Here is a 7434-nt window from a genome sequence, read left to right as displayed (position 1 = left end):
TGATCACGTCAAAGACAACCGTCTTAAACGCTGGCGGGATCAGGAGTATGCCTACGATGCGTGGGGCAACCTGATTGAAAAACGCAGCGGGATGGGCAAGCTGCAGACGTTTCGATATGACTGTGAAAATCGGTTGGTGCGGGCTGAGACGTTGGTCAACGGCAAACTGGAAAGTATCGGTTCGTATCGGTATGACAGTTTGGGGCGACGGGTTGCCAAGGTTTCAGAGGTCAACGGCAAGACCGAGCAGAAGCACTTCTTGTGGCAAGGCTTGCGGATGTTGCGTGAGGAGCGACCGGGGCAGAGCAGTTTGTACCTGTATGAGCCGGGGAGTTATGCGCCGTTGGCGCGGGTGGATCAGGCAGAGGGGGAAGAGCAGCAGCTCTATTACTTCCATACCGATCAGATTGGTACGCCGCTGGAGATGACGGACGCGGACGGGAGCATTGTCTGGCAGGCGACGTACAAGGCGTGGGGGGCGGTTGAAAAGCTGGCGGTCAATGACATCGAGCAGAATTTGCGGTTTCAGGGGCAGTATTTCGATGACGAGACGGGGCTGCACTACAACACGTTTCGGTATTACGATCCGGAGGTGGGGCGGTTTGTAACGCAGGATCCGATCGGGTTGTTGGGTGGGGTCAATCTGTATGGTTATGCAATAAACTCAACTGTTTGGATAGATCCTCTGGGCTGGTGTTCCAGCGCTCTGGGAAGGTCAATGGGAGCAAAATCCGGCGACGGGATGGCTAACCACCACTTGATACCTGAGGAATTAATGAAGGCACCTGCATACTCGCAGATGTTCAAGAAATTAAAGTCTATGGGGTTTAATGGCGATGGCGCATCCAACGGGATTTTTCTACCGGGAAAATCTGATCTTGCAAAACAAATTGATTTGCCAGGTCATTGGTCAAGTCACTCCGCATATACAAAGGCAGTAAATGCTGAGCTTTCCAATTTGAATGCCGCATTTAAGACTGGAAGATTGAGCGACTCGCAACTTGTTTTGGGGGTGGGTAGGGTGCAGCGAATGGCACGTGAAGGATTGGAAAGCGGAAAATACGCTGTAGACAAAATTACAGGACGACTACTATGAATGCAGAACTTTTTTATTTGGTTGATTTTTGTGGGGCGTCATGCGGTCAGCCTGAATTTATCTCAGGTGAGTTCAATTGTGAAGAGTGGGAGTGGGATGAGTTTGATCCTGGAGTTGAAAGTGTTGTTGTGGAGAGGGTTTATAAATTTAAAGTATTGGACCGAACAATAAAGACGCTAGATGTGGATTTTTTAGGGTCTCCGCACAATCTTGTGTCAGTACGCTTTCTTGAAGTCTGCGATAGTTTAAATGTTAGATATCGATCAGTGCCGGTTGAACTAAAGCTTGCAAGTGGAGTGATCAGTGGTGAGTATTTTATTTTTATTCCTTTGGATGCTGTGGAGTTGCTGGATCAGGCTGGGTCTAAATATTCTTTGGAAAAAGATTTAAATACTGGTGAGCCATTATTTAATCGGTATCATCCTACTGTGCCAGTTTATAGCTGGATAAGGCAGTTCTCTGCAAAAAGTGGAGTTCGTGAGAATTTTTTTGTTTGTATCGAAATTATGAAGTGGGCCTGTAGTGAGGAATTTAAGATTGAGGCAGAGAAAAAGCTGGCTGGTTTGAGTTTTAAACCAATAGATAGTGAGTTTGTTTTTGATCCGTGGGGTGAAATGTCCTGAGTCTGTTTGTCTTGTGCCAATAAATGCATTGACTATTTTGAAGGGCCGCGACGGAGTTGGTGAGTGTGCTCTTTTAATATCATTATGCTTCAGTGGTGTTGGGCCGCTGGGCGCTGCTCACATTTCTGGTGATATTGATAGATGTTTGTCGTTGCTTGTGATTGGTAGGAGTTCTAGTTGGTCTATTGGATGATTTATTTGGTTGACTAATGAAAGGAGGCGGTAGGGTGGGTGTGCATAAAGTGCATTCAAAGGTGGTTTTTATAGGGCAGTAAATAGATTTTCGTATGAGTGTGAAGTGGTAAGATGTACTCAAAAAATATGCTCGCAGGGATGTTGATGTTGGTCGAATTTCTCTGGACAAATGTGATGAATCAGAAAGCGTTCCATGTGTTGCGTCCCACAACCAGGACTGCCGGGAAGACAAAGGTTCAAGTTAAGTGAATGTTTTTATTCGTTAGGGGCGTTTCAATGGTTCCACGTTATTCAGGCGTAAATCCGCCTGCGTCTGCAGAGATGATCAATGAAACGATCCGCTTGTTGGAGGTCGATGAGGATGTATGGATTGCCAGGTTTTGGGCTCTCTATAATGGAGCTTTGCTTGATGATCAATTGTTGATTTATTCGACGGAAGAAATAGTTGAGCGCAATAAAACATATGATATAGACAAGGATTTTCCGGGGCAGCTTTTGGTGGGTGATGACTCTGGTGGCAGGCTTGTTCTGATCGATAGATCTGTCGAAGATAAATTTTATCTCATAGGCTCTGGTGATCCATTTTTAGACGATGCGGAAATATTTTTCTCAGTTGAAGCATTGGTAGCGTATGTCCTTGAAGATGGTAATGAGTTACCGGACTCCGTAAGTATTTTGGCAATAGGTAAAGCTAAAGCCACTTTGCAAGAAATTCTGGAAATCAAGAAAGGGTTAGGGCTGAACGATTCGGTGAAAGATCTGAAAGAGAAACTCAAAAAAGAAAATGAGGTAGTTCTAAAAGAGGTGAAAGCTGCCAAATACGAGGGTGTATTAGCTAGATATCGACATCTGATTCGGTTCGATAACTAGTAGGGGTGCTGATCTAGGGTTTGTGCTGATGATCTTCTAGAAAATACCTCTTGGTATCAGCCTAACACCTCAATCACCTGTATTACGGCAGCGGCCACCTGCACCAACTCAACCTCGACGGCCAGCTCATCAGCGACATCGAGCGCGACGACCTGCACCGCTGTATTACGGCAGCGGCCACCTGCACCAACTCAACCTCGACGGCCAGCTCATCAGCGACATCGAGCGCGACGACCTGCACCGCGAAGTCCTGCGCACCCAGGGCACGCTCACCAGCTGCTTCGGCTACGACGCCATGGGCCGCAAGAGCTGGCAGTTCGCCTCGCGCCTGCCGGCGGAAAAACTCTCGCGCCTGCACAACTCCGGCATCCAGCCCGACCTGCTGGTCGAGCACGCCTACAACCCGATCCATCGCCGTCACCAGTACGACCCGGCTGGCGAGTTGACCCGCACCCTCGACAAACTGCGTGGCGAGATCAAGTACGAATACGAAGCCAACGGCCAGTTGCATAGCCGCGACACCGGGCAACTGATCGACAGCGAAGAGTTCCGCTACGACGCCGCGGCGAACCGGCTGAACTTCAACACCAGCCAGTTTGACCACGTCAAGGACAACCGCCTTAAACGCTGGCGGGACCAGGAATATGCCTACGATGCGTGGGGCAACCTGGTTGAAAAGCGCAGTGGCATGGGCACGCTGCAGACGTTTGTGTATGACTGTGAAAATCGCTTGGTGCGGGCTGAGACGTTGGTTAATGGCAAGCTGGAAAGTACCGGTGCGTATCGGTATGACAGTTTGGGGCGACGGGTTGGCAAACAGTCTGTTGTTAATGGCGTGACCGAGCAGAAACACTTCTTATGGCAAGGCCTGCGCATGCTGCGGGAGGAGCGTCCGGGGCAGAGCAGTCTGTACCTGTATGAGCCGGGGAGTTATGCGCCGTTGGCCCGGGTGGATCAGGCAGAGGGGGAAGAGCAGCAGCTCTATTACTTCCATACCGATCAGATTGGTACTCCGTTGGAGATGACTGACCGTGAAGGGCAGATTGTCTGGCAGGCGACGTACAAGGCTTGGGGGGCGGTTGAAAGGCTGGCGGTCAATGATATCGAGCAGAACCTGCGGTTTCAGGGGCAGTACTTCGATGACGAGACGGGGCTGCACTACAACACGTTTCGGTATTACGATCCGGAGGTGGGGCGGTTTGTAACGCAGGATCCAATAGGATTGTTTGGGGGTTACAATCTCTACAGCTATGCTCCAAACACGACTGCATGGACTGATCCGTGGGGATGGGAATGCATACCAAACAAAGTGGCTGGCTCTGCTCGAGAGGCTAGAGCCAAAGCAATATTCGAGAAACGTTACGGTAAGAAAAATGTTCTCGGCGAAAGGTATCTACGTAATGCTGAGGGGAAAATAGTCAAGGACCCGTTAACCGGTGAGGGGCGTCGAGTTGATTTTGTTGTTAAGAATGCTGATGGCTCCGGCACGGCGAAAGAAATTACAAGTTTGACCGCTTCGAAATTTGCGCAGCTGGAAAAAGAAATGAGAATTCGAGAGGCGGGTGGAGTTTTTGTGCGCGAGCCGGGTACCAAAAAATTGATTGAAGTAACTGATGTGTCGACAGTGATTCGTGCAAGGTAATAGGAGTTTGGTAATGAGTGATTTGGATTTTACTTTGTGCAGCATACCGATGCTAATGTCTAGAAATAAAAGCGCCGAATATCAGAGGCAGATAGTTGTGCGGTATACAGTTCTAATGAGTTTCCTTAAGGTGCGTGGTCTTATTTATAAGGAGCCATTTGATAGTGATGGTAATTTGAAGATGGATTTGGTTATAAAAAAATCAGATGTCACTTCTCAATGCCTCGAGCTATTCAAGAAGGCAGTTCCAGCTTGGCACGCCTACGTGGATAAAGGTGGAGATATTAATAATACAAGCAAGATTGAAAAGGAGTTGGCTAAAATTCCATGAGTTTTATCTAATTAAGTGGCTGGGAATTTGATCTCAGTCGCTTCAGATGCTTCGGCTTCGACGCCATGGGTCGCAAGAGCTGGCAGTTCGCCTCGCGCCTGCACAACCCTGGCATCCAGCCCGACCTGCGGGTCGAGCACACCTACAACCCGATCCACCGCCGTCACCAATACGACCCGGCCGGCGAGTTGACCCGCTCCCTCGACAAACTGCGCGGCGAGATCAAGTACGAGTACGAAGCCAACGGCCAACTGCACAGCCGCGACATCGGTCAGTTGCTCGACAGCGACGAATTCCGCTACGACGCCGCCGGCTGAATGGGCGGACTCCGAAAGCTGCCTCTACAACTTGTTAGTAAGGAGACAATGATGGGTGTACTGAAAATGTCGAAGTCCGATCCGAAAGTGAATAGCTCTGATCTCAGTTTACTGGAGGATGAGATAGGGCATACATTGCCTGAAGGCTTTAAAAATTTTTATTTAACTCATAGTGGTGGGGTTGCAGATAGAGATTGGTGGGATAGTGGTGATGAATATGAGCCTGTTCGATTAAAGAAATTTAAAGCAGTTGCAGCTAGTGGTGCTTTGGATGCTGCAGAGACAAAATATTTAAGCGGCTGTTATGCTGTGATGACCTCTAAAAATGTGATACCTAAAACATTGCTGCCGTTTGCGACTGACGATGGTGGTAACTTTTTCTGTCTGGATTTGACTGATGGTGATGTGTGTTTTTACGCAACTGATTCCTTTGATTCGAATAGTAGTTATGCCGCCAATCATGCAAAGGCCTATCGTTGGCTCGCAAGTTCGTTTGACGCTTTTGTTGAGGGGTTAAAGGACGAATCTGAGATCGACCTGTAAAATCGAAGGCCAGAGGAGCTGTGACAGGTATCGCGATGACCTGCACAGCGAGGCGGACAATGATTGTCATTTTCCGCTTTTTTCACTAACACCGGTCTGGATTACGATGTTTTATAAAACCAACCACTAGGGAAGTACTCATCTCAGGCAGCAATCATCCACAGCCGCTTCAACGGTGACAGGTCAGCTGATCTCCACCTTCCGTCACGGCAAAGGATTTCTGGTTTTTATTCTGCTGTTCGCAATTGTATTGTTGTGCTTGGTAGGAGTTTGTTATGGAAAAAGAAGTTTCGGTGGTTGAGGCGTTGAAAGGCTTTATGTCAGAAATGCGAGATTGGGAGACGGCTTTTCGCGATGAGCAAATGAGCCTGATCGATGCGGAAAAAAATACCTCTGACTGTGATAAAAAGTATGAACTCGAGCTTAAGAAGGTTTTAACCAGGTTTTCTGTGTCAGATGAGCGAAGCTGGGCTAGGCTTGTAGATCTCGGTTGTGGGTCTCCTCCGACTTATGATCCAGAGAGGGATGTAATAAACAAGCCTGTTCAAGAAGGTAAAAATTACGCTGTGGTTGTCGAGCAGATGGCTAGGCTAAAGGCTGTATATAAGTTTGTTCTAAAAGATACTGGAAATGGTTGGCTGATAGTGAAAAAAGAAACAAAAAGTGGTGATAAGTGGAAAAAAACCGCTCTCTGATGTTTGTATGTAAACGGTGCAGCGCTCCGTTGTACTGGTGGCGCAGCATTTCATGGATGTGTTTGGTTGTTCATTGGTAGTCAAAAACTAGTGGGGTTTGTGCCGTTCTTTAAAATTTTATCTCTAGAGTGGCTTAAGGTTTTCTTAAGCCACTTTCCTCTTTAATCTAAAAATGCTGTGCAAGCGCGTTCTTACAATTCACGCTAAAAATGATTAATAATTGAACGAATCCATTTTCGCGACTTCGGCGGTGAGCAGTACGCCATCGACCTCGACGAAGCCGGCAACATGACCGGTCTCAAGCTGCCGGATGACAACCGGTTGGGGTTCAAGTACGACGACTTTTCGCGTTTGCTTGAAGAAACCGATCCACTGGGTCGCAAGATCAAATACAAGTACCACCTCGGCACTACGCTGGTCACAGAAACGACCTTCCTCGACGGCAGCACCTGGCAGACCCGCTACGACGCCAAGGGCAACTTGATCGCCGAAGTCGACGCCCTGGGCAATAAAACCGAATACCTCAACAGCGACGACGGCCTGCCGCACACCATCATCGACGCGACCCACAAGTCCAAATACCTGTGGTGGAACACCCTGGCCCAGGTCGAACGCTTCCAGGATTGCTCGGGTAAAAACACCACCTACCGCTTCGACGAGCGTCAGCATCTGGTCGCCGTTACTGATGCGCTGGGTCAGACCACCACGCTGGAACGCAAGCCTGACGGCGAAGTGCTGCGCATCAATCATCCGGACGGCAGCGCCGAGTCCTTCACCTACAACGCCCTCGGCCAGGTGCTCAGCCATACCGACGGCAAAGGCCAGACCACGCGCCTGCTGCGCACCGCCCGTGGATTGCCGAGCAGCCGCCAGGACGCCAAGGGCCAGCGCATCCGCTACGAGTACGACCCGGCGATTCGCCTCACCGCGCTGATCAACGAAAACMACGCGRCGTACCAGTTCGCCTACGATGCGTGCGACCGGTTGATCGAAGAAAAACGCATCGACAACCTGACCCGGCGCTTCAGCTACAACCTGGGCGGACATCTGACCCAGGTCGATGAAACCGGCTACGGCGAACGCGGTGAACGGCCACAACGCCGCACCGAATTCGAACGCGAT

The 7434-nt window shown here is 49.4% G+C and carries 6 protein-coding genes and 3 pseudogenes; all 9 read left to right on the top strand.

Annotated features, from left to right (window positions below):
• A partial coding sequence (locus ASD95_RS13545) for an RHS repeat-associated core domain-containing protein (protein WP_056725167.1) occupies positions 1–1096 on the top strand: 1096 nt, incomplete at its 5' end.
• Positions 1093–1719 carry a hypothetical protein gene (locus ASD95_RS29150; RefSeq protein WP_156385785.1) on the top strand — a complete coding sequence of 209 codons (627 nt, stop codon included), beginning with the start codon at positions 1093–1095 and terminating at the stop codon, positions 1717–1719. The genes ASD95_RS13545 and ASD95_RS29150, both read left to right, overlap by 4 nt.
• Before the next feature lie 471 nt (positions 1720–2190).
• Positions 2191–2784 carry an SMI1/KNR4 family protein gene (locus tag ASD95_RS13540; RefSeq protein ID WP_156385787.1) on the top strand — a complete coding sequence of 198 codons (594 nt, stop codon included), beginning with the start codon at positions 2191–2193 and terminating at the stop codon, positions 2782–2784.
• 145 nt (positions 2785–2929) lie between these two features.
• Positions 2930–4426: pseudogene (locus tag ASD95_RS13535) on the top strand (RHS repeat domain-containing protein); the annotation flags it as partial.
• Positions 4427–4439: 13 nt separating this feature from the next.
• A complete protein-coding gene (locus tag ASD95_RS13530; protein WP_056725172.1) occupies positions 4440–4757 on the top strand; it encodes a hypothetical protein in 318 nt (105 codons plus the stop codon).
• Between the two features lie 47 nt (positions 4758–4804).
• A pseudogene (locus ASD95_RS13525) lies at positions 4805–5068 on the top strand (HNH/ENDO VII family nuclease); the annotation flags it as partial.
• A 57-nt stretch (positions 5069–5125) separates the two neighbouring features.
• Positions 5126–5617, top strand: a complete 492-nt coding sequence (locus ASD95_RS13520) for an SMI1/KNR4 family protein (RefSeq protein WP_056725175.1) — start codon at positions 5126–5128, stop codon at positions 5615–5617.
• Between the two features lie 275 nt (positions 5618–5892).
• Positions 5893–6312 carry an NTF2 fold immunity protein gene (locus tag ASD95_RS13515; RefSeq protein WP_056725177.1) on the top strand — a complete coding sequence of 140 codons (420 nt, stop codon included), beginning with the start codon at positions 5893–5895 and terminating at the stop codon, positions 6310–6312.
• Between the two features lie 321 nt (positions 6313–6633).
• Positions 6634–7434 (top strand): annotated as a pseudogene (locus ASD95_RS29145) (type IV secretion protein Rhs); the annotation flags it as partial.

The sequence above is a fragment of the Pseudomonas sp. Root71 genome (assembly GCF_001429045.1).
Lineage (GTDB): Bacteria > Pseudomonadota > Gammaproteobacteria > Pseudomonadales > Pseudomonadaceae > Aquipseudomonas > Aquipseudomonas monachiensis.
Note: the sequence above shows the minus strand (reverse complement) of the source record. Positions and strands in the feature narration are given on the sequence as shown.

Bases quoted from the DNA above. Each gene is read 5' to 3' on its own strand.
- ASD95_RS13540 (WP_156385787.1), top strand. From the start codon at position 2,191: ATGGTTCCACGTTATTCAGGCGTAAATCCGCCTGCGTCTGCAGAGATG.
- ASD95_RS29150 (WP_156385785.1), top strand. From the start codon at position 1,093: ATGAATGCAGAACTTTTTTATTTGGTTGATTTTTGTGGGGCGTCATGC.
- ASD95_RS13515 (WP_056725177.1), top strand. From the start codon at position 5,893: ATGGAAAAAGAAGTTTCGGTGGTTGAGGCGTTGAAAGGCTTTATGTCA.
- ASD95_RS13530 (WP_056725172.1), top strand. From the start codon at position 4,440: ATGAGTGATTTGGATTTTACTTTGTGCAGCATACCGATGCTAATGTCT.
- ASD95_RS13520 (WP_056725175.1), top strand. From the start codon at position 5,126: ATGGGTGTACTGAAAATGTCGAAGTCCGATCCGAAAGTGAATAGCTCT.